Annotated in this window: 26 protein-coding genes; 24 read left to right on the forward strand and 2 right to left on the reverse strand. The window is 32.1% G+C overall.

The features are described from left to right. The first annotated feature begins 4 nt into the window (after nt 1-4). From nusB to SYO3AOP1_RS06655, 7 genes are all read left to right on the forward strand, one after another. Nucleotides 5-511: a transcription antitermination factor NusB gene (gene nusB / locus SYO3AOP1_RS06625; protein WP_012459958.1), complete on the forward strand. Its 507-nt coding sequence runs from the start codon at nt 5-7 to the stop codon at nt 509-511. Then, nucleotides 477-1,202 (forward strand): metallophosphoesterase family protein, encoded by a 726-nt coding sequence (locus SYO3AOP1_RS09280; RefSeq protein ID WP_012459959.1) that lies wholly within the window; start codon nt 477-479, stop codon nt 1,200-1,202. Before nusB ends, SYO3AOP1_RS09280 begins: the two co-directional genes overlap by 35 nt. A 561-nt stretch (nt 1,203-1,763) precedes the next feature. Continuing rightward, on the forward strand, nt 1,764-2,063 hold the full coding sequence (locus tag SYO3AOP1_RS06635; RefSeq protein ID WP_012459960.1) for a hypothetical protein: 300 nt from the start codon (nt 1,764-1,766) through the stop codon (nt 2,061-2,063). Continuing rightward, nucleotides 2,060-2,842 (forward strand): OmpA family protein, encoded by a 783-nt coding sequence (locus tag SYO3AOP1_RS06640; RefSeq protein ID WP_012459961.1) that lies wholly within the window; start codon nt 2,060-2,062, stop codon nt 2,840-2,842. Before SYO3AOP1_RS06635 ends, SYO3AOP1_RS06640 begins: the two co-directional genes overlap by 4 nt. A 1-nt stretch (nt 2,843) precedes the next feature. Further along, a complete protein-coding gene (locus SYO3AOP1_RS06645) occupies nt 2,844-3,350 on the forward strand; it encodes a metal-binding protein (RefSeq protein ID WP_012459962.1) in 507 nt (168 codons plus the stop codon). After that, nucleotides 3,347-4,447: a site-2 protease family protein gene (locus SYO3AOP1_RS06650; RefSeq protein ID WP_012459963.1), complete on the forward strand. Its 1,101-nt coding sequence runs from the start codon at nt 3,347-3,349 to the stop codon at nt 4,445-4,447. Before SYO3AOP1_RS06645 ends, SYO3AOP1_RS06650 begins: the two co-directional genes overlap by 4 nt. Before the next feature lie 313 nt (nt 4,448-4,760). Next, entirely contained in the window at nt 4,761-5,024 is a 264-nt protein-coding gene (locus SYO3AOP1_RS06655; RefSeq protein WP_281340834.1) for a winged helix-turn-helix transcriptional regulator, read from the forward strand. Here the strand turns inward: SYO3AOP1_RS06655 and SYO3AOP1_RS06660 are convergent. Further along, the gene (locus SYO3AOP1_RS06660; protein ID WP_012459964.1) at nt 5,008-5,490 is read right to left on the reverse strand and encodes a cytochrome P460 family protein; all 483 of its coding nucleotides are present in this window, start codon (nt 5,488-5,490) and stop codon (nt 5,008-5,010) included. The two genes, SYO3AOP1_RS06655 and SYO3AOP1_RS06660, sit on opposite strands and share 17 nt — an antisense overlap. Before the next feature lie 280 nt (nt 5,491-5,770). On the opposite strand from SYO3AOP1_RS06660, the gene SYO3AOP1_RS06665 reads away from it, so the two are divergent. Beyond that, a complete protein-coding gene (locus SYO3AOP1_RS06665) occupies nt 5,771-6,208 on the forward strand; it encodes a DUF2267 domain-containing protein (RefSeq protein ID WP_012459965.1) in 438 nt (145 codons plus the stop codon). A gap of 5 nt (nt 6,209-6,213) precedes the next feature. Here SYO3AOP1_RS06665 and SYO3AOP1_RS06670 read toward each other — a convergent pair whose 3' ends face one another. Further along, the gene (locus SYO3AOP1_RS06670) at nt 6,214-6,432 is read right to left on the reverse strand and encodes a hypothetical protein (protein ID WP_012459966.1); all 219 of its coding nucleotides are present in this window, start codon (nt 6,430-6,432) and stop codon (nt 6,214-6,216) included. Nucleotides 6,433-6,545: 113 nt separating this feature from the next. On the opposite strand from SYO3AOP1_RS06670, the gene SYO3AOP1_RS06675 reads away from it, so the two are divergent. The 16 genes from SYO3AOP1_RS06675 to SYO3AOP1_RS06750 all read left to right on the forward strand — a co-directional run bounded on the left by SYO3AOP1_RS06675 (nt 6,546) and on the right by SYO3AOP1_RS06750 (nt 20,572). Continuing rightward, entirely contained in the window at nt 6,546-7,625 is a 1,080-nt protein-coding gene (locus tag SYO3AOP1_RS06675; RefSeq protein WP_012459967.1) for an Mrp/NBP35 family ATP-binding protein, read from the forward strand. 12 nt (nt 7,626-7,637) lie between these two features. Next, nucleotides 7,638-8,849, forward strand: coding sequence for a cysteine desulfurase family protein (locus tag SYO3AOP1_RS06680; RefSeq protein ID WP_012459968.1), 1,212 nt, complete (start codon nt 7,638-7,640; stop codon nt 8,847-8,849). A 325-nt stretch (nt 8,850-9,174) separates the two neighbouring features. Further along, nucleotides 9,175-9,636, forward strand: a complete 462-nt coding sequence (locus tag SYO3AOP1_RS06685) for an iron-sulfur cluster assembly scaffold protein (RefSeq protein WP_012459969.1) — start codon at nt 9,175-9,177, stop codon at nt 9,634-9,636. Further along, on the forward strand, nt 9,636-10,703 hold the full coding sequence (locus SYO3AOP1_RS06690) for a hypothetical protein (protein WP_012459970.1): 1,068 nt from the start codon (nt 9,636-9,638) through the stop codon (nt 10,701-10,703). The genes SYO3AOP1_RS06685 and SYO3AOP1_RS06690 overlap by 1 nt, the downstream gene beginning before the upstream one ends. Continuing rightward, a complete protein-coding gene (locus SYO3AOP1_RS06695; RefSeq protein ID WP_007547323.1) occupies nt 10,675-10,908 on the forward strand; it encodes a sulfurtransferase TusA family protein in 234 nt (77 codons plus the stop codon). The genes SYO3AOP1_RS06690 and SYO3AOP1_RS06695 overlap by 29 nt, the downstream gene beginning before the upstream one ends. Then, on the forward strand, nt 10,908-11,129 hold the full coding sequence (locus SYO3AOP1_RS06700) for a hypothetical protein (RefSeq protein WP_012459971.1): 222 nt from the start codon (nt 10,908-10,910) through the stop codon (nt 11,127-11,129). The genes SYO3AOP1_RS06695 and SYO3AOP1_RS06700 overlap by 1 nt, the downstream gene beginning before the upstream one ends. 11 nt (nt 11,130-11,140) lie before the next feature. After that, a complete protein-coding gene (locus tag SYO3AOP1_RS06705; protein ID WP_012459972.1) occupies nt 11,141-11,395 on the forward strand; it encodes a NifU family protein in 255 nt (84 codons plus the stop codon). Then, nucleotides 11,392-12,231: a shikimate dehydrogenase gene (gene aroE, locus SYO3AOP1_RS06710; protein WP_012459973.1), complete on the forward strand. Its 840-nt coding sequence runs from the start codon at nt 11,392-11,394 to the stop codon at nt 12,229-12,231. The genes SYO3AOP1_RS06705 and aroE overlap by 4 nt, the downstream gene beginning before the upstream one ends. A gap of 5 nt (nt 12,232-12,236) precedes the next feature. After that, on the forward strand, nt 12,237-12,650 hold the full coding sequence (locus SYO3AOP1_RS06715; RefSeq protein ID WP_012459974.1) for a secondary thiamine-phosphate synthase enzyme YjbQ: 414 nt from the start codon (nt 12,237-12,239) through the stop codon (nt 12,648-12,650). 546 nt (nt 12,651-13,196) lie between these two features. After that, a complete protein-coding gene (gene acnB, locus SYO3AOP1_RS06720; RefSeq protein WP_012459975.1) occupies nt 13,197-15,767 on the forward strand; it encodes a bifunctional aconitate hydratase 2/2-methylisocitrate dehydratase in 2,571 nt (856 codons plus the stop codon). Nucleotides 15,768-16,197: 430 nt separating this feature from the next. Beyond that, nucleotides 16,198-16,710 (forward strand): thiol peroxidase, encoded by a 513-nt coding sequence (tpx, locus tag SYO3AOP1_RS06725; protein ID WP_012459976.1) that lies wholly within the window; start codon nt 16,198-16,200, stop codon nt 16,708-16,710. A 752-nt stretch (nt 16,711-17,462) separates the two neighbouring features. Then, entirely contained in the window at nt 17,463-18,386 is a 924-nt protein-coding gene (miaA, locus tag SYO3AOP1_RS06730; RefSeq protein WP_012459977.1) for a tRNA (adenosine(37)-N6)-dimethylallyltransferase MiaA, read from the forward strand. Continuing rightward, nucleotides 18,370-18,558 (forward strand): RNA chaperone Hfq, encoded by a 189-nt coding sequence (hfq, locus tag SYO3AOP1_RS06735; RefSeq protein ID WP_007546292.1) that lies wholly within the window; start codon nt 18,370-18,372, stop codon nt 18,556-18,558. The genes miaA and hfq overlap by 17 nt, the downstream gene beginning before the upstream one ends. A 2-nt stretch (nt 18,559-18,560) precedes the next feature. Then, nucleotides 18,561-19,679 carry a GTPase HflX gene (gene hflX, locus SYO3AOP1_RS06740; RefSeq protein WP_012459978.1) on the forward strand — a complete coding sequence of 373 codons (1,119 nt, stop codon included), beginning with the start codon at nt 18,561-18,563 and terminating at the stop codon, nt 19,677-19,679. Then, nucleotides 19,648-19,992, forward strand: a complete 345-nt coding sequence (locus SYO3AOP1_RS06745) for a histidine triad nucleotide-binding protein (RefSeq protein ID WP_012459979.1) — start codon at nt 19,648-19,650, stop codon at nt 19,990-19,992. Before hflX ends, SYO3AOP1_RS06745 begins: the two co-directional genes overlap by 32 nt. Then, entirely contained in the window at nt 19,970-20,572 is a 603-nt protein-coding gene (locus SYO3AOP1_RS06750) for a sulfurtransferase TusA family protein (RefSeq protein WP_012459980.1), read from the forward strand. The genes SYO3AOP1_RS06745 and SYO3AOP1_RS06750 overlap by 23 nt, the downstream gene beginning before the upstream one ends. Nucleotides 20,573-20,578 lie beyond the last annotated feature (6 nt).

Consider the following 20,578-nt stretch of genomic DNA (forward strand, 5'->3'; position numbering starts at 1 on the left):
TAGAATGAAGAAGAAAAATAAGAGTCTAAAATTTTTAAGAAAAAGACTGTTAAAAGCAGCAAGAGATTTATCTATGAGAATTCTTTTTGCATATGATTTTAGAAAAGAAGATCTATTCAATGTTTTAGAAGAATTTCTAAACACTAAAAAATTTTCTCCAGAAATAAAAGAGTATGTATTAAAAGTTGTAAACTTTTACAATGAAAACTCACAAGAAATAGATGACATTATCAAGAGCCATCTTAAAAATTGGCGTTTTGAGAGGATTGGATACATCGAAAGAGCAGTATTAAGGCTTGGTGTTTCTGAGCTTTTAATTATACACTCAAAAGAAGAAAGCAAAGAGTTAAAAGATAAAGAAATAAGGATATTATTCTTAGATTTACTTGATTTAGTAGAATGTTATACAAACTCTAAGTTGTCTGTTAAATTTGTAAACGGTATTTTAGGAAAAATAAATAAGGAATTGGAACAAAATGAGAATAGTATTCATATCGGACTTACACAGTAATATCTATGCTGTTGAAGCCTTAGATAAAGAGCTTAAAAATAAAAGTTATGATTACATATACTGCTTAGGCGATATTGTAGGATATGGAGCAAATCCAAAAGAAGTTGTTGATTGGGTAATAGAAAATGTAGATTTTTCACTAAGAGGAAATCATGACACCTTAATTTCAAAAGCAGAACCAATAGATATGCATAATCCATACACTCTAAAAGCTGCATATTACAACATGGAAGTTTTAGAAGATAGACATAAAGAATATCTAAGATCTCTTCCAAAAGATTTTGAAAACGATTTAATGGTTTTGACTCATGATGAACCATGTATTCCTGGTAGTATGGAGTATATAACTAAAATCAAAGAAGCTTACGATACATTTTCCGCTTTTCATCAAAGTTTGTGTTTTTATGGTCATACACATTTGCCGGGAATTTTTGAGAAAGAAAATAATGAAGTTTTTTATAAAAGAGATAATAAGATATTTTTAAAAAAAAGAAATAAATATCTGATCAATCCTGGTAGTATAGGTCAGCCAAGAGATAAAGATCCAAGATTGTCTTATATTATATTTGATTCTGAAGATAATGTTGTTGAATTTTATAGAGTAGTGTATAATGTTGAAAAGGCTGCAAGAGATATATTGAATGCAGGCCTTCCAGCAATATTTGCAAACAGATTATTTAGAGGAGTTTAGAGAATATAAAAATAGAAGATAGAAAGCCTTAAAAGTGAGTCAAGTTTCTGTGAGGGAGCCGATGGAAGGAATTCCAAATAGATTAAAAAGACTTGGCAAATTTTGAAGATAGCCCTTGTCTTTCCTATTCTTGGAAAGTCTTTTGTAAGAGACTATTCCTCTCTGAAGTCGTTAATGATTTGGCGGGACGTGGGATAGGGTGGCAAGAAGGAATTAGCTTTTGTTTCAGACTGCGGGATGTTTCTGTAGTAAAACAGAAATTTTACGAGCAGTCCAAGATGTATTTAAGATATAAATTTTAAACTTTATACATCGAATGAGAGATTGACAAGAAATTATAATTTAAATAGGAGATCTTTTCGGACTTACGTCCTGAGGATGACAAATCAAGCTTAATAATCAAACACCAAAAAGAAAAGCCTTTCTTGTCATTTTGAGCAAATCGAAGAATCCCATCGTTTTTTAAATTTCTCAATCAACGTATTTTAGTTATATAATATTTTAAACTTTATTTAAATTTTTACGAAAAAGAGTATATAAAATGTTAGTGGAGGCTTTAACGTGGTAAGAAAATTTTTAGTCACTGTTTTGTGTTTTATTGGAATAACGAATGCAGCTGATGTTTTAAATAATTCTAATATAGAGTATTTAGATGCTGCAAGGTCAGCTTTGAAAACAGCTTACGAGTCTGGAGCAAACTTAAAAGCACCTTATGAATATGGGAAAGCAAAAGGATTCTATAACATAGCTGTTGAAGAATCTTCTAATTTTAATGTAGATAAATCTAACGAAGCAGCTAAAAAATCTATTGAATATTCTTTAAAAGCTATTGAAAAAGTATCTCAAGGAGAGACAAAATGAAAAAGAAAATTATTACTTCTACATTTATTTTGGCTTTTACAAGTAATGTATTTGCAGAGCAAAACGTTGATATGAGTAAAATTCAAGAAAGATTTGATAAATTAAAAGAAAAACATGCTCTTGAATGTTCTCCAGAAGAATACGGAATACTCGAAAGTTACTTAGAAAGTATAAAAATTGAAAACAATCAATCTGTAGATTCATTGAGACTTATAACAAAAATAGAAGATTTATTAACAAAAATAAAAAAAAATATAAATTCTGATAAAGATAACGATGGTATTCCATGCTATAAAGAAATAGAGCTTGGTCTTAATCCAAAAATTCCTGATGCTATAGAAAAAGCAAAAATTGCTCAAAACAAAAAACCTGAGAAATTAGATATTGGCGCAAAAGAGAAAGAATCTCCAAAAACTTATAAAAGTACAGACGCTATTACTCAACCAGTTAGAGTTCATTTTTACTTAAATAGTTCAAAAATAAAGAAGGAGTATTTGCCATACTTAAATATAGTTGCTAAGTATCTAAAAACCCATCCAGATGTAAAAGTTAAGATTAAAGGTTATACTGACAATATAGGTTCTAAAAAGTATAATGATAAATTAGCTTTAAAAAGAGCCAAGACTGTCAAGCAGTATTTAGTTAAACTTGGTGTTTCTCCAAATAGAATTATGATAGACGGAGTTGGAAAATCTGAATACATTGTTTCTAATAATAATGAATTAGATAGATTTACAAATAGAAGAGCCGAATTTTACATAATAAATTTGGCAGAATAGATTGGCAAAGGGAAGAACGCATGACTTAATAAATTTCGCCGTTCTTCCTCCTCTTATTTACTACCTTCATCCATCAGATTTTATATCTTTTTCTACTGGCTATTTTATCGGGACTTTTTTTCTTACTCCTGATAATGATTTATACCTCTCTAAACCAAATAGCAGATGGAAAATTTTAAAGTTCATATGGCTACCTTATACCAAACTTTTTAGCCATCGTGGAATTTCTCATATTCCAATATATGGAACAATTACAAAAATTTTTTACTTATCTTTTATAGCATTTATATTTTTGTTTCTTTTAAAGCTTTTGATAAACTTTTTAATTCCAGATAATAATTTTCAAGTTTCAAGATTTGATAACTTAGATTTAAGCAGTTTTTTAAACAATGTCTCATTTTTATCCTTTTTCTTTGGTCTAATTTTGGCTGAATTTGTGCATATATTAACAGATATAATTTATAGTAGTTTTAAAAAGTTAAAACCAAAAAGGAAAAAAAGAAAATGAACGCTATACCGTTATTTAAAATTTTTGGAATTCAAGTATATATAGATTATAGCTGGTTTATAGCCTTTACTTTGATAACATTAACTTTATCTCAAGGATTTTATCCTATGCTTTATAAAAATCTCAGTCAATTTGAATATATATTAGCCGGAGCAGTTTCTGCTATTATGCTTTTTTTATCCGTTTTACTTCATGAACTTTCTCATTCTCTTGTAGCCATAAAACACGGCATACCAGTTCGGGATATTTATCTTTTTATCTTTGGCGGGGTAGCAATGATAGAACAAGAACCAGACTCCCCTTCTACAGAGTTTAAAATTGCAATAGCCGGTCCTCTTATGAGCTTTTTCTTAGCATTAATATTTTTTACTGCAATAAGTCTATATCCAATAGATGATATTTTCAATGGTTTTTTAAACTATATGTTTATGGTAAATTTTGCTCTTGGAGCGTTTAACTTAATCCCGGCATTTCCGCTTGATGGTGGTCGTATTTTAAGATCCATTTTATGGAAGAAGTATGGAATTCTAAAAGCAACAGAAGTAGCTTCTAAATTTGGAAAATATTTTGGTTTTATGCTTATTGGTTTTGGAATTTACTCTTTATTCAATGGAAACTTGATTAACGGCTTTTGGCTTATATTCTTAGGAACTTTTATAATAAAAGCTTCCAAGGATGCTCTATTTAATACTAAATTAGCTGTTTTATTATCCAAGCTTAAAGTCTTTAATATTATGCATACAATGAATCCATTAGATGAAAATCTAAGCATCTTAGATTTTAGTATGTTTTATAGACCTTATATAAGGACTTATTTATATCCTGTCTTGACCTCCGATGGAAGAATTTTATTTATAGACACAAGAGACTTAGATAAAATTCCGTACTTTAAACAAGAAGAGATGACTTTAAAAGATATAGTAAAACCAATAAAATATTATGTCCTTCCGGAAGAAAGGTTATCAAAAGTTTATAATCTTTTAAAAAGAAATAAATTAGAAGAAATTCCTGTTATTGATAATAATACTTTTCTTGGAATTTTAAGAAAATCAGATATTGAAGCTATTCTTAACAGATTTATCCATGAAGTGAAATGAAATTTTTAATAATATCTTTTTGTAGATAGTAATAATAGATTTTGATTAGTAGAAACTTTTTGTAAAGTTGATTTAAAATGATTCTTTTAAACCTCTCAGAATTACCAAAAAGATCAAGTAAACTAAAAAAGAAGTTAATGGCATTAGTGAAAGGATTTAATGCAATAGACTCAAAGCTTTAATAGATATTGGTTTAATCGAAAAATTCTAATAACATTTATCCTTCAGATGGAAATACAAATTATTAGATTATGATTTTGTAAATGATATAAATGAGATTCTTTATAATTTAAATTTACCTGTCGATAGATTAATAGATGTCTTATCAAAAAAATGGGTTATAGATATCTTGGAAGTGTTAAATAACGAAGTTGCTCCAAAAGAAATATTAGCAAGAATAAATGGTTTGAAAGAAAAAGTTTTATATGAAAGAATAAAGGAGCTTGAGGAAATAAAAATGATAGAAAGATTAGTATATAATACGAGACCAATAACTATTAAATATAGATTAACTTTTTATGGAAGAAAAGCCCTTCCCACTTTGAGAAGGGCCTATCATATCATTTTGTCCAAATAGAAAATACAAAATCTTTATCTTTTGCCTGCATGTGACAAGAATGGCAATCTTTACTCATATCTTTTATAAGATTTTTACCATTGCCATCATATCCGTAATAACCCCAACCATCAGTTGATTTAAATTTTTTAGAATCTTTCACCATAAATGCTTCAATTCTTTTCGCTCCTTCAATAAATGCTCCATTTGAATTTACATGTTCGTAAAATACAATCGCTATTTTTGTTCCGTCAGGAAATTTTCTATTGTTTTGATTTTTAATTGAATTTAATCCTTTGTCATTAACGTATACGTGATGGATACCATTAAATGGGTTGTACAGAGGATGTTTTTCATCAAATATAACCATACTTTTTACATGATGCCAATTTCTGTAAACATCAGGTTTAACTTTAAATTCATCCGAATAAGAAAAGCTAACTATTCCAATTAATAATAAAGCAATAGTTGATAAATAGGACTTCATTTTAAAACACCTCCTTGATATTATTACTACATAGTAGCGCTACATAGTAGTGATAATAATGTTATTTTTTATAAAAGAATAATCAATAACTGAATTTTTTGAAAGCGACTTTCTAATTAATCAGTATCCTTGTTTATAAGTTTGTTTCAATACCTTAACTAAACATCAAGCATATACTTTATTTTGAAATAAGATTATAGAAAATTTTAAGATACTTGCAAAAAATTCTTTCTAACGTATATTTAAATTTAAATCAATATAAAATAAGGAGGTATTCAAGATGCATCACTTCGAAAAATTTTCAGCAAAAGGAAATGAATTTCTGAAGGATTTAGCTCAAGAAATTGGGGAGCCTGAAAACAGAGAAAAGGCTTACAGAGTATTAAGAACTGTCTTACATGTTTTAAGAAGAAGGTTAGGTTTAGATGAATCTTTTGACTTATTAGCACAACTACCAATGTGTATTAAAGCTGTTTACGTTGATGGATGGAAACCTACCCTATTTCCAGATAAATCAATCAAAACAGTAGAAGATTTTATTCGCGAAGTTTTAGAAGAAGACAAAAGGTCTGCAGGTAAAGATTTTGGGAATGAAGAACATGCAAAACAAGTTATAAAAGCGGTGTTTAGAGTTCTTAAGAAACATGTAACTGAAGGAGAGATTGAAGATATTATCGGAGATTTACCAAAACACTTAAAAGAACTTTTTGCAGATTAAAAATCTTAGTTAGAAGGGGGATCTTCTTCCTCCTTCTTTAATTCTTCTAAAATATTTCTGTTTTGATATTTTTTAGCTCTTTCATCCTCTTGCACATGTTTCTTCATAAATTTAAACATATAAACCAATACAATAATTGCAATCGTCCAGCCAATAAAATGCACTATTCCTTGCATCGCTGAATAGCTATGCATAAAGTTTACAGCTCCCTGAAATGGCTCCATTTCCTCTTACCTCTATCTCATAATTCCAGACATTTAAATCCTTAAAGTGATTGGTGTCATAGTATAATAATTTTATTTAAGTATTATATCATAATAAAAACGGAGGTTATTTTATGGCTCTACAAGGTGTAATGGATGTATTAAAAAAGACTACTTTAGAAGAAATTGGCATTAGTTTTTCTTTAGCTGATTTATTAAAGGATTTAAAAATAGAAGGAGATGATGTATATTTAGTTATTTTCTCTCCAAGTGAAAGATATCATCAATTTTTAAGAGAAAAGATAGAAAAAGCATTAAAATCTATTGGTGCAAAAAATGTTAACGTTGAGTTTTCAGACCAACCACCTCAAAGACAACAACAGCAACCACCACCTCCACCACCACAAGCTAATCCTTTTGAAACAAGAAGAAGAATTCCAAATGTTAATAAAGTTATACTGGTAGCCTCTGGAAAAGGTGGCGTTGGAAAGTCAACTGTTGCAGTTAATTTAGCATCTGCATTAAAAAAACTTGGTTATAACGTAGGTTATTTAGATGCTGATATGTATGGTCCAAGTGGTCCAACCATGTTTGGAGCTAAAGATAAAAAAGTTATGGCAAGACAAACTCCAGAAGGAGATAAAATCATTGCACCTGAAGCTCACGGCGTAAAAATTATGTCTATTGGATTTTTATTACCGTCAGAAGATACACCTGTAATTTGGAGAGGTCCAGTATTATTTAAAGCTTTAACACAGTTTTTATTTGATATTGATTGGGGAGAAGAAGGACTTGATTACTTAGTTATAGATTTACCACCGGGAACAGGAGATGTTCAAATAACCATAGGACAAACGGCAGAAGTAGATGGAGCTATTATTGTAACTACACCTCAAGACGTAGCATTGATTGACGTTAAAAAAGGTATACAAATGTTTAAAGAAGTTCAGATTCCAATAATTGGTGTGGTAGAAAATATGAGCTATTTTGTGTGTCCAGACAGTGGTAAAGCTTATGAAATATTTGGAAAAAGCAAAACGGGAGAATTGTTAAAAAATTACGGTGTGGAACTGCTTGGGAAAATACCAATAGAGCCAAAAGTTGCAGAGTTTTCAGACTTAGGAATACCAATAGTATTTGCTAAGGAGGATTCACAATCAGCACAAGAATTTATAAATATTGCTAAAAAAGTTGTAGAAAAGCTTAATAAATAGGAGGTATTAATTATGAACAGAAGAATATATGTAGACCATTTAGCAACAACGCCAGTTTGCGATGAAGCCATAGAAGCAATGATGCCTTATTTTAAAGAAAAGTTTGGTAACCCAACATCTCTTCATGAAATGGGAATAGAAGCAAAAAAAGCTATAAACAGAGCAAGGGAGCAAGTAGCACAACTTTTAAATGTATCAAATCCGGAAGATATAGTTTTTACTTCAGGAGCTATAGAGGCCAATAACCTTGCAATAAAAGGATATGCAAAAGCGCCTGGAAGAAGAGGAAAACATATCGTTGTTTCTGCGATAGAGCACCACTCTATATTGCATTCTTGTAAAACACTTGAAAAAGAAGGATTTGAAATTACAGAAGTTCAGCCTGACGAGTATGGAATCATAGACCCAGAAAAATTAGCCGCTGCTGTTAGAGAAGATACTATTCTTGTATCTGTTGGATTTGCAAACAGAGAAATAGGAACCCTTCAAGATATGCCAGCATTGGTTGCTGCAGTGAAAGAAAAAAATCCAAGAGTAGTTTTCCATTCAGATATAGCTGCTGCTGTTGGCCATATGCCTGTTGATGTTGAAGGATGGGGTCTTGATATGGCTTCATTTACAGGTCATTACTTTTATGCTCCAAAAGGTGTAGGTGGATTGTATGTTAAAAAAGGAATTAGATTAAAACCACTTATAGAAGGTGGAATACAAGAAGGTGGAAGAAGAGCAGGAACAGAAAACGTAGCTGGAATTGTAGGAATGGGTGCAGCAGCTGAACTTGCAATAAAAGAAATGGATGACAGAGTAAACAGATTAAGATACTTAAGAGATAAACTTAAAAAAGGTATTGAAGAAAGAATACCTTACATAAGATTTACAGGTCATCCGGAAAAAAGACTTCCCAACCATCTTTCGTTGATTGTTATGTATATTGAAGGTGAAGCAATGCTTTTAATGTTAAATATTAAAAAGACATACACAGCTTCAGGGTCTGCTTGTGTATCTTATGCGTTAAAACAGTCTCACGTTTTAGCAGCAATAGGAGTAGAAAAGGAAGCATCAAACGGTTCTATCGTTTTCTCTCTTGGAAGAGATAATACAGAAGAGGACATAGATTATATTATTGAAGAATATCCAAAGGTAATTGCAAGACTTAGAGAGATATCTCCATTTAACCCAGAAAACTGGGAAGAGTTTACAAAAAAAGCATCAAAGTTTAAGTAAGAAGATGAGAAGTTTTGTTTATTTATTTTATACGTCGGGTAAGAAATTCAGTAAAAGTAGAAAATTCTTCGCCGGCTTTGGAATGACGAATAAGGCTACCGTTAACGTGCAACTCTTTTACTTTCCTTGTCATCCTGAGGACTTTAGTCCGAAGGATCTACTCTTTTGATTTTTTGGTTTGAAAAGAAAAATATGAGATTCTTTGCTTCACTCAGAATGACTGTGTGGATTTTTGGAACAGTTTCACGATTTACGTGATTAATATCATTGGAATAAGAGTAATATAGGCTTATTTTAATTTAAAATCTATTAGGAGGTTTTAGACATGTTTGAATATACAGAAAAAGTAATGGATCACTTTATGAATCCAAGAAACTTAGGAGAAATACCAAACCCGGATGGAATAGGACAATGTGGTAATCCATCTTGTGGTGACGCTATGCTCTTTACTATAAAAGTAGACAAAGAGACAGACACGATTACAGATGTTAAGTTTAAAACATTTGGTTGCGGTTCAGCGATAGCGGTATCTTCTGTTTTAACAGAAATGGTAAAAGGAAAGCCTATTGATTATGCTTTAAACTTAACTTATAAAGAAATTTTTGAAGAGCTTGGCGGATTACCACCACAAAAAATTCACTGCACAAACTTAGGATTAGAAACTCTTCATGTAGCTATTAAAGACTATCTTTTAAAACAAGGTAGAGTGGAAGAGGCAAGCAAAATACCTGACTGTATAGAAGAAGACCATGAAGAAGAAGCAGTATCCTTAGAGCATATGGGATAATGAAAAGAAAGGCGGTAGCGCTATATTCCGGTGGGCTTGATAGTACTCTTGCTATCAAGCTCGTTCAAAACCAAGGTATTGATGTCTTAGCACTTCACTTTTACACTGGGTTCTGTATAACAGAAACCAAAAGAAGGAGAGGCGAGAAAAAAGAAGACGGCTCTCACTATATGAATCCTGCCTTAAAATATGCTGCAAAATACGGATTTCCTTTAGAAATAGTGGACATATCAGATGGTTATATGGATGTTATTCTAAATCCAAAATATGGATATGGGGCAAACATCAATCCATGTATAGATTGCAGAATCTATATGTTTAAAAAAGCAAAAGAAATTATGCAAGAAGTAGGAGCAGATTTTGTAATTTCAGGTGAAGTTCTTGGACAAAGACCAAAAAGTCAAAAATCTATTCCTTTAAAAATCATAGAAAAAGAGTCAGGTTTAGAGGGTCTTATTCTTAGACCATTATCAGCTAAAAAGCTTCCCCCAACAATTCCAGAAATAAATGGATGGGTAGATAGAGAAAAGTTAGAAGGCATAGTCGGAAGAAGCAGAAAAAGACAAATAGAGCTTGCAAAAGAGCTTGAAATAGATGAGTATGAATCACCGGCTGGTGGTTGCTGTTATCTTACCGATGAAAATTATGCTTATAAGTATAAAGAAACAATGGAAATTGAAGGAAAGATTACACAAGATGATCTAGTTTTATTTACAGTAGGAAGACATTTTAGATTAGACTCAGGAATTAAGTTAATCGTATCAAGAAATGAAGGAGAAAATAATTTCTTATCAGGATTTAAGAAAAACTATCATTTCTTTGAACCACTTGGAAAAGGTCCGGTAGCAATTGCAAAAACCATAAACGGCGAAATCTTAGATGAGGATGATAAACAAATAATTGCCAATATAATTGCAAGATATTCAAAGACAATTGACGGTAAAATTGATGTAAAATATTCTTTCATGGATAGAGAGGAAATTTTAACCGGATTTCCTTTTGATGATGAAACGATTAATCAATGGAGGGTTAGCTTAAATGGAAATAAAAGCAGACATAGTCCATGATGCAACAGGGACTTACTGTCCAATCCCTATAACAGAACTTGCCAAAGTAGCAAAAAAGGCAGAGAAAGGTCAGATTATAGAGCTTTTAGCAGACGATGAAGGAGCTATCCAAGATGTACCGGCTTGGTGTCAAACCACTGGAAATGAATTCTTAGGGTACAAAGAAGAAGACGGAATATTGCACTTTTACATCAGGAAGGTGTAATGAGATTGACAATAGAAAGTAAAATTTCAGATATTTTTAAAGAATTTCCTGAGCTTGAAGATAGGTATAAACCTTATTTAAAATATTTTTATGAAGAAAGATTAGATGCAATACTTTTTAAAAAGTTGAGCTTAATTGGAGCGTTAAAACTTTTAAACGTGCCTGAAGAAGAAAAAGAAAAAATCATACAAGATTTTTATAAAATAGTAAACAAACATTAAGAGGTAGTAAGATGGTGGCTTTTGACAGAGAACAAGAGGTCAGAGAGATTTTAGACAAAGTAAGACCTGCTTTACTTGCGGATGCTGGTAATATTGAGCTTGTTAAAGTTGAAAACGACGAAGTGTTTTTAAAATTATACGGCACATGCCAAACATGCCCGGTTGCTGATATGACGATGAAAGATTTGGTAATTTATACTATAAAAGAATCTCTTCCATGGGTTAAGGCTGTAAACATTGGAGAAGAAAAATATCAAATAACATGACTTTAGACGGAAATACCTTAGTCTATGGAATATTTGGTTATCCTGTAAAACATTCAAAGTCTCCTACGTTTCAAACAGCAGCATTCCAACATCTTGGTATAAATGCTGTATATGTTCCATTTCAAGTAAAACCGGAAGATATAGAAAAAGCGGTAGAATCTTTAAGAGTTTTAGATATCAAAGGCGTCAATGTCACAATCCCACATAAAGAAAACGTAATTCCATATCTTAATGAAATCTCAGAAGAAGTCAAAGTAATCAAAGCAGTTAACACGATCAAAAATATTGATGGATATCTTATTGGGTACAATACAGATTGGTATGGATTTATTGAAGGTTTAAAAGAAATCATGCCGGATATAGCCGGTAAACGAGTTTTAGTCATTGGTGCAGGTGGTTCTTCAAGGGCAATTATTTATGGACTGTTAAATCAAGGAGCCGGAAAAATTTATTTAGCCAACCGAACTATCCAACGGGCAGAGAATTTGATAGAAGATTTTTCCAACTTTTATAGAATTGTTAAAATGATTATAAAGCCAATTAGTTTAGAGGAGATAAACCGTATTTTGAACGAAGTTGAACTTATAGTTAACACAACTTCCGTAGGTTTAAATGAAGATGACCCAGAAATTTTTGATTATAATCTTATTAATTCAAGCCATACAGTCGTGGATATTATCTATAAAGAAACTAAACTGCTACGAAAAGCAAAAGAAAAAAATGCTAAATATCAAAATGGATATCCTATGTTAATCTATCAAGGGGCAAAATCTTTTGAAATTTGGACTGGCAAACCAGCACCAATAGAAGTTATGAAAAAGGCTATTAGGGTATAAAGCTTATGAAAAGCTATACTAAGTATTTGACTTTTAATACAAAAAACAGGCGTGAAATAATAAGAATTACTGAAGAAGTAGAAAAAGCAGTTAAAGAATCTGAAGTTAAGGAAGGGCTTTGTCTTGTATCTGCAATGCATCTGACTGCTTCGGTAATTGTTCAAGATGATGAAGAAGGGCTTCATGAGGATATTTGGAATTGGCTTGATAACTTAGCACCATTTAAAAAAGATTATAAACATCATTTAACAGGTGAAGATAACGCAGATGCACATCTAAAAAATCTCTTAACTCATTTGCAGGTAGTGCTTCCAATTACAAATGGTAAATTAGACCTTGGTCCATGGCAAGAGGTTTTTTATGTAGAATATGATGGTCAAAGGTCAAAGCGTGTTATTATAAAGATAATCGGAATGTGATTAAGCTAGAAAGTAAAAGTCAAGATTTAATAGAGAGTGCTTTAAAGTTTTAACTAAGTCTAAAAATTAATTAACCTTTCGATTGTTATTCTACCAACAATGGGAAAAATTTCCTCCCTTTCTTAACTTTCTCTTCTTGTTTTCTTCTAAAAAGAAGAAATTCTTCGGAATAAAGACCTTAGGACGACAAAACTATTTAATGTTGTCATTCTAAGTATCAGAGTAAAGTATCATTTTTATCTTTCTCCATTTTGAGAGGAGATTCTTAATTCGCTGCTGGAGATAAAAAAATCGTTATAACATCCTCGCAAAATGCAATCAAAAATTGAAAAATTTTATCCCGTTAGTATAAACTATTAAAGAAGCAAAAGAAGGCATAAATCAGTAAGAGATTTACAATAGCTAAAGGGTACATTCAAGCATAGGCTATGAAACATTTCTGATAAATATCAGCATTTTAATAATCAAACACTGTTTGATTTTTTAATTCATTTATGTATAATATATTTAATACTAAATTTAATACTAAAAAGTGAGGTGAAGAAAATGGGATTTTTGAAAGAGTATAAAAAGCATATGGAAGAAAGAGCAAAGCTTGGAATTCCACCTTTACCACTCACAGCAGACCAAGTAAAAGAAGTGGTAAAGCTACTGCAACAAGTTCCTATTATAGAAGAAGAGTTCTTGATGGACCTTCTTGAAAACAGAGTTAACCCTGGTGTTGATGAAGGAGCTTTTGTTAAGGCATCATTTTTAAATGATATCATTCAAGGAAAAGCCCACTCACCGGCTATCACACCTAAAAAAGCTGTTCAAATCCTTGGAACAATGATGGGCGGATATAACATTAAGCCGTTAATTGACGCAATTAGCTATAAAGACCAAGAAGTTGCACAAGAAGCTGCAAATGCTTTAAAAAATATCTTACTTGTTTATGATGCATTTAACGATGTAGTTGAACTTGCAAAAACAAACAAGTATGCCAAAGAAGTTTTAGAGTCTTGGGCAAATGCAGAATGGTTTTTAAACAAAGACCCACTTCCAGAAAAAATAACTGCAATTGTCTTTAAAGTTCCTGGTGAAACAAACACTGACGATTTTTCTCCAGCAACAGAAGCGCAAACAAGAAGTGATATTCCGCTTCACGCATTAAGCATGCTCAGAGCAAAAATGCCAGATGCAATTGAAAAGATAAACGAGCTCAAAAAATCTGGATACCCAGTTGCATTTGTTGGTGATGTTGTCGGTACAGGTTCAAGCAGAAAGTCCGCTGCCAACTCTCTAATCTGGCATATAGGAAAGGATATTCCGCACGTTCCAAACAAAAGAACAGGTGGTATTGTAATCGGTGGTATCATTGCTCCAATATTCTTTAACACACTTGAAGACTCTGGAGCATTACCTATCGAAGCTGATGTAACAAAATTAGAAACAGGGGATGTTATTGAAATATATCCATACGAAGGAAAAATCGTTAAAAATGGTGAAGTTGTATCTACATTCAAATTAAAGCCAAACACAATTACTGATGAAGTTAGAGCTGGTGGTAGAATTCCATTAATCATTGGTAGAGGATTAACAAGAAAAGCAAGAGAAGCTCTTGGAATGCCAGAAGAAAACATATTCATCAGATCAGAACAACCACCAGAAAAAGAAGGTGTTGGTTATACACTTGCTCAGAAAATGGTAGGTAAAGCTTGTGGAATGCCGGGTGTAAGACCGGGTATGTATGTTGAGCCACAAACTTTAACAGTGGGTAGCCAAGATACAACCGGACCAATGACAAGAGATGAAATAAAAGAACTTTCTGCTTTAAGCTTTGGTGCTGACCTTGTACTTCAAAGCTTTTGCCATACGGCTGCATATCCAAAACCAGCAGACGTTAAACTACACAGAACATTACCACAATTTATTATCAGTAGAGGCGGTGTATCTTTAAGACCTGGAGATGGCATCATTCACTCGTGGTTAAATAGAATGGTATTACCTGATACTGTAGGAACAGGTGGAGATAGCCATACAAGATTTCCAATTGGAATCTCATTTGCAGCAGGTTCTGGACTTGTAGCATTTGCAGCAGTAACAGGTACAATGCCATTAGTAATGCCAGAGTCTGTATTAGTAAGATTTAAAGGAGAAATCCAGCCTGGTATTACAATAAGAGACCTTGTCAATGCTATACCTTACTTTGCTATAAAACAAGGTCTTTTAACAGTTGAGAAGAAAGGAAAGAAAAATATCTTTGCCGGTAGAATTTTGGAGATTGAAGGATTGCCATTCTTAAAAGTTGAACAAGCATTCGAATTTTCAGATGCATCTGCTGAAAGAAGTGCAGCAGCATGTACAGTAAGATTAGATAAAGAGCCAGTAATTGAATACATTGAATCTAACATTAAACTCATTGAAGCTATGATTAAGGCAGGTTATCAAGATGCAAGAACACTTCAAAGAAGAGCTGATAAAATGAAAGCATGGCTTGATAATCCAGTTCTCTTAGAGCCAGATGAAAATGCAGAATATGCAGCGGTTATTGAAATAGACTTAAATGAAATAAAAGAGCCAATTGTTGCATGTCCAAACGACCCGGATGATGTTGCTACATTATCAGAAGTTCTTGCAGATGAAAGAAGACCTAAACAAATAGATGAAGTATTTGTTGGTAGCTGTATGACCAACATAGGGCATTTTAGAGCTGTTGGAGAGATATTAAGAGGAGAAGGACAAATTCCTACAAGATTATGGATTGTTCCACCTACAAAAATGGATGAAAGACAACTTATAGAAGAAGGATACTATGCTATCTACGCAGCATCAGGAGCAAGAACAGAAGTGCCCGGATGTAGCTTATGCATGGGTAACCAAGCAAGAGTAAAAGATGGAGCTGTAGTATTCTCTACAAGTACAAGAAACTTTGACAACAGAATGGGTAAAGATGCGAAAGTATACTTAGGAAGTGCTGAGCTTGCGGCGATATGTGCTGTCCTTGGAAGACTTCCGACCTTAGAAGAGTATCACAACATCATGGCTAAGAAAATAGCTGGAAAAGAAGATGAAATCTACAGATACTTAAACTTCCACGAAATACCAGAAGAAGAGTTAGAATACTTAACTGCATAAAAGTTAACTAACGCCGTGGGCTTGTAGCCTACGGCTTTTTTTATTTTAAAAAGTTATTTTTCATTGTCCTGAACCATATTAAGGATCCTGTATGCATTAAATCAAACATCTTTAAATTTGCAAATTTATGATCAATCTCTCTATCCAATCACGGCATCTGTTTAGAAAATCAATACCAAAAAGGGCTTGTAAAATTATAATAAAACGTTTGTTAAAAATAATTATAATCAATATAAAGCTTAAAAAATGTTAATAATTTGATATAGATGAACATCAAGTAAGCAAAAGGCAAGCTATTAAAAGCTATAAATCGTCAAATTTTATTGAAATAAATCATAAATTCTTTAAGAAAAAAATCATAATAAACCCTTTTAAGCTTAGGTAAAATTTTTATGTCAAAAAATAAAAAAAACTTAGGAGGTAATTAAGTATGGCAACAGTAACACTCAAAGGAAACCCAGTAGCATTAACAGGCAACGAAGTAAACGTAGGAGATGCAGCTCCAGAAGTTACAGTTGTAGCTACAGATTTATCTGAGAAAAAAGTAGGTGGAGCAAAAGGTGTGGTTCAAGTTTTAATTTCAGTTCCATCATTAGACACACCAGTTTGTGCAACAGAAACAAGAAAGTTCAATGAAGCGGTTTCTCAAATTCCAGGTGTAGATGTAACTGTAATCTCTATGGACTTACCATTTGCATCTAAAAGATTCTGCTCTACGGAAGGAATTGAAAACTTAACTTGTGCATCTGACTTTAGAAACAAAGAATTTGGTCAAAAATACGGTGTTTTGATAGCTGAAGGTCCATTAGCAGGAATCCTTGCAAGAGTTATTTTCGTTGTTGGAAAAGACGGAAAAGTTGTTTACAAACAAATCGTTCCAGAAATAACAGAAGAACCAAACTACGACGAAGTTTTAGAAGCAGTAAAAAAAGCTAACGCTTAATTAAAAAATATTTTTCTCCCGGGATTAAAATCTCGGGAGTTCAATTAAAATTTATAAATCTTTAAAATCTGTCAAAAGTCAAATCAGAGTGTTCCAAAATTTTCGTAAGCATACCTTTCCGTGTCATCCTGAGGCTGTAAGCCGAAGGATTTTCTCTTTTGATTTTTTGATTAAAAAGAAAAACAGGAGATTCTTCGCTCAGAATGACGATGTGGATTTTTGGAACAGTCTCAAACTCAAATACTTAAAATCCAAAAAAACATTAGCATATATGATTTTTCACTACGTTCAGAATGATTTAAAAGCTAAATTTATCTCTAATGAAAGTGTTCTAAAATTTTTGTAAGTTTACCTTTTTGTCATCCTCCTGAGGACTTTAGTCCGAAGGGCCTCCTCTTTTAAAAAAGGCGAGAAAGTGAGTAAGTGAGAGGTAAGAAAGGATGGAGATTCTTCGCCGGCTGCAGAATGACAGGAAGGAGTATAAAGGACGAAGGTTCTTCATCGGCTGCGGAATGACACCATAGAGGCGTAAAGGATGGAGATTCTTCATCGGCTGCAGAATGACGTTCAAAAGGTTAATTAATTTAGACTTAGTCAAAATTTTAAAGCACTCTCAGTGCAAAAATTTTCATCAACTTGCCTCAATAACTTATATACTACAGCCACTTAATACGTAAAATCTAAAATAAAAATCATCCATTTTTAATTGTTTTAGCTTATATTATTAATCAAAAACTAAGGAAAAAACTTTGATGATAGTTATAGCAGGAGCAACAGCAACAGGAAAAACAGAGCTTTGTATTAAGCTTGCAAAACTTTTAGATGGAGAAGTAATTAGTGCGGACTCCATGATGGTTTATAAGTATATGGATATTGGAACGGCAAAGCCATCCGTTGAAGAAAGAGAAGGAATTGAGCATTATGTTATAGATGTTGTCTTACCTTCTCAAAACTACTCTGTAAAAGATTATATTGAAGATTTTGATAAAGCTGTCCAAAAAATTAGAGAAAAAGGCAAAATACCAATAGTAGTGGGCGGCACTTGGCTATACATTCAAGGAGCTTTATATGGCTTATCAGATGCACCAGAAAGTGATTGGACTTTAAGAGAAAAATTATACAGCTTAGTTAATTTAGAGCTTTATACACAGTTGCAAAAAGTAGACCCAGAGTATGCAAACAAAATACACGTAAATGACAAAAGAAGAATTGTTAGAGCATTAGAAGTGTATTACCTTACAGGAAAACCGTTTTCTTTTTTCATAAATCAGCATAACTTTAAATCAAAAAGGTATAACTTTTTAGGCTTTATTCTTGAAAGAGACAGACAGGAGCTTATGGATAGAATAGAGATAAGAGTTGAGAAAATGTTTGAAAAAGGTCTTGTTGAAGAAGTTAAAAAGCTTGTAGATATGGGATTTAAAGATAGCTTAACATCAATGCAGGCAATAGGATACAAGGAAATTTTACCTTACTTAGATAAAAAAATCTCACTTGAAGATGCTAAAAAATGTATAATAGAAAATACTAAGGATTTTGCAAAAAGACAAATCAGAACCTTTAGAAATAAAACAGATTTTGAAAAAATAGAAGCATCTAAATTTGAAGTTAATGAAATGTTAGACTATATTTATAGAAAATATAACCAGGAGGTAAGAGATGTCAGTACAAGATGAAATTTTAAACGAGTATAGAAAAGAAGGTAAAGAAGTGACAATTTACTTAATTAGAGGAACGAGAATTGTTGGAAAAATAATTGATGCAGACCAATTTACTATTCTTGTTGATGTCAACGGACAACAGCAACTAATCTATAAACATGCAATTAGTACAATCGTTGTAGAGTAAGCGTGAAGGCAGTTATAGTAGCAGTAAATCTAAACGATAAAGAAGAAGATTTTGAATATAAAATTCAAGAGCTTGAGGGTTTGGTAGAGGCAGCAGGTGGAACTGTTGCAGGTAAAGTGTATCAAAAAAGAGAATCTCCAGACCCTGCTTATTTTATTGGTCGTGGAAAAGTAAAAGAGATTGCCCAGCTTGTTGAAGGGATAGGAGCAGATACTGTTGTTTTTAATGTAAATTTATCTCCTGTTCAAATATCTACCTTATCTAAGGAATTAAATGTTGAAGTTCTTGATAGAACAGATTTAATTCTTAAAATTTTCTTGAATAATGCAAGAACAAAACAGGCAAAACTCCAAGTAGAGCTTGCATACCTGCAGCATCAGCTTCCAAGAGTTTACGGCGGAAAAGGAAAAGAGCTTTCAAGAATTGGCGGTGGTATGAAGACAAAAGGAGCCGGTGAAAAACTCGGAGAGATAAAAACAAGAACTATCAAAGACAGAATAAACAAAATTAAAAAACAACTTAAAGAAATAGAAAAACAAAGAGAAGAGCAGAGAAAATCAAGAGAAGATAATCCAAACATACTAAAAGTTTCTCTTGTAGGATATACAAACGCAGGCAAGTCTTCACTTTTAAAAAGACTTACAAAAAGAGATGTATTCATATCTGACCAACTTTTTGCAACTCTTGACACAAAAACATCTTTAATCTACTTTCCGGATATAAAAAAGAAAGTTTTAATAACAGATACAGTTGGATTTGTTGAAGATATGCCATCTGAAATTATGGATGCATTCATGACAACCTTAAAAGAAATAGAAGATGCAGATGTTATTCTTCATGTAATTGATATTTCAGATAAAAATTGCATGAAAAAGAAAACAACCGTTGAAAACGTATTAAAACAGTTAAAACTTCAAGATAAACCAATTATAACAGTTTTTAACAAGATTGACAAAGTCGTTCCATCAAAAGATTTGATCGAAGAAGATGTGATGGAAAATACCATAACTATATCGGCAGAAAAAGGATGGAATATAGATAAACTTTTTGATATACTTAAAAAATATGCAAAACAAAAGGAGGAAAACCATGGATTGTGTTTTTTGCAAAATAGTCAATAAAGAAATTCCGGCTAAAATAGTTTATGAAGATGAGTTGATAATGGCTTTTCATGATATAAGACCACAGGCAAAAGTTCACATACTTATAATTCCAAAGGAGCATATACCAAACAACCTTTATTTTGAAGGAAGACATAAAGCATTAATCGGTCATATTATCTTAAAAGCAAACGAAATTGCTAAAATGTTTGAAATAGACAAAACAGGGTTTAGACTGATAATAAACTCAGGTCCGGATTCAGGACAGGAAGTTTTTCATGCACATTGGCATTTATTAGGAGGCGAGCCACTTGGAAAACTCATCTGTAAATAAAGAATTAGAAACAGTTGATACAAGAGGATTATTTTGCCCTTTGCCACTGACATTTGTATCAAGAAAGTTAAAAGAAATACCTGTAGGCGAAAGATTAAAAGTTTTAGCAGATGATAAAGCATTTAAGAAAGATATAGAAATATGGGCTTTTGAAACAGGTAATAAGCTTTTGGAGTTTAAAGAAGAAAACGGCTACTACGTTGCAGTTATAGAAAGAGGAAAAGGTTTTAAAGGTGAAAGTATTTGGGATAAAATAAAGTTTATCTCCTTGGGTGTTAAGCTACACTTTATAAAACATCTTCTTGATATCATTCCATTTAACAAGCCAAAGTATTTAATAACCTTTGTATCTGTTGCAGAAGGCTTAAGAGCAGCAGATTTCTTAAAAAGCAAAGGCATTGAAAATTTTATAATGCTACCAGTTCCAAAAGAAATCTATCCACATTGCGGTCTTGTCTTTGGTTTAAAATCAAAAGATGATGCTGCTAAGATTTACAATCTTCTAAAAGAAAACAAATATGCTGTAGAGGACATACATATAATAGATAGGGAGAAAAAATATCCAAAGTTAGAGGTTTGATTATGA

Origin of the sequence: Sulfurihydrogenibium sp. YO3AOP1 (assembly GCF_000020325.1) — a bacterium.
GTDB lineage: Bacteria > Aquificota > Aquificia > Aquificales > Hydrogenothermaceae > Sulfurihydrogenibium.

Bases quoted from the DNA above. Each gene is read 5' to 3' on its own strand.
- nusB (WP_012459958.1), top strand. From the start codon at position 5: ATGAAGAAGAAAAATAAGAGTCTAAAATTTTTAAGAAAAAGACTGTTA.
- SYO3AOP1_RS09280 (WP_012459959.1), top strand. From the start codon at position 477: ATGAGAATAGTATTCATATCGGACTTACACAGTAATATCTATGCTGTT.
- SYO3AOP1_RS06640 (WP_012459961.1), top strand. From the start codon at position 2,060: ATGAAAAAGAAAATTATTACTTCTACATTTATTTTGGCTTTTACAAGT.
- SYO3AOP1_RS06650 (WP_012459963.1), top strand. From the start codon at position 3,347: ATGAACGCTATACCGTTATTTAAAATTTTTGGAATTCAAGTATATATA.
- SYO3AOP1_RS06660 (WP_012459964.1), bottom strand. From the start codon at position 5,490: ATGAAGTCCTATTTATCAACTATTGCTTTATTATTAATTGGAATAGTT.
- SYO3AOP1_RS06665 (WP_012459965.1), top strand. From the start codon at position 5,771: ATGCATCACTTCGAAAAATTTTCAGCAAAAGGAAATGAATTTCTGAAG.
- SYO3AOP1_RS06670 (WP_012459966.1), bottom strand. From the start codon at position 6,432: ATGGAGCCATTTCAGGGAGCTGTAAACTTTATGCATAGCTATTCAGCG.
- SYO3AOP1_RS06675 (WP_012459967.1), top strand. From the start codon at position 6,546: ATGGCTCTACAAGGTGTAATGGATGTATTAAAAAAGACTACTTTAGAA.
- SYO3AOP1_RS06680 (WP_012459968.1), top strand. From the start codon at position 7,638: ATGAACAGAAGAATATATGTAGACCATTTAGCAACAACGCCAGTTTGC.
- SYO3AOP1_RS06685 (WP_012459969.1), top strand. From the start codon at position 9,175: ATGTTTGAATATACAGAAAAAGTAATGGATCACTTTATGAATCCAAGA.
- SYO3AOP1_RS06690 (WP_012459970.1), top strand. From the start codon at position 9,636: ATGAAAAGAAAGGCGGTAGCGCTATATTCCGGTGGGCTTGATAGTACT.
- SYO3AOP1_RS06695 (WP_007547323.1), top strand. From the start codon at position 10,675: ATGGAAATAAAAGCAGACATAGTCCATGATGCAACAGGGACTTACTGT.
- SYO3AOP1_RS06700 (WP_012459971.1), top strand. From the start codon at position 10,908: ATGAGATTGACAATAGAAAGTAAAATTTCAGATATTTTTAAAGAATTT.
- SYO3AOP1_RS06705 (WP_012459972.1), top strand. From the start codon at position 11,141: ATGGTGGCTTTTGACAGAGAACAAGAGGTCAGAGAGATTTTAGACAAA.
- aroE (WP_012459973.1), top strand. From the start codon at position 11,392: ATGACTTTAGACGGAAATACCTTAGTCTATGGAATATTTGGTTATCCT.
- SYO3AOP1_RS06715 (WP_012459974.1), top strand. From the start codon at position 12,237: ATGAAAAGCTATACTAAGTATTTGACTTTTAATACAAAAAACAGGCGT.
- acnB (WP_012459975.1), top strand. From the start codon at position 13,197: ATGGGATTTTTGAAAGAGTATAAAAAGCATATGGAAGAAAGAGCAAAG.
- tpx (WP_012459976.1), top strand. From the start codon at position 16,198: ATGGCAACAGTAACACTCAAAGGAAACCCAGTAGCATTAACAGGCAAC.
- miaA (WP_012459977.1), top strand. From the start codon at position 17,463: ATGATAGTTATAGCAGGAGCAACAGCAACAGGAAAAACAGAGCTTTGT.
- hfq (WP_007546292.1), top strand. From the start codon at position 18,370: ATGTCAGTACAAGATGAAATTTTAAACGAGTATAGAAAAGAAGGTAAA.
- SYO3AOP1_RS06745 (WP_012459979.1), top strand. From the start codon at position 19,648: ATGGATTGTGTTTTTTGCAAAATAGTCAATAAAGAAATTCCGGCTAAA.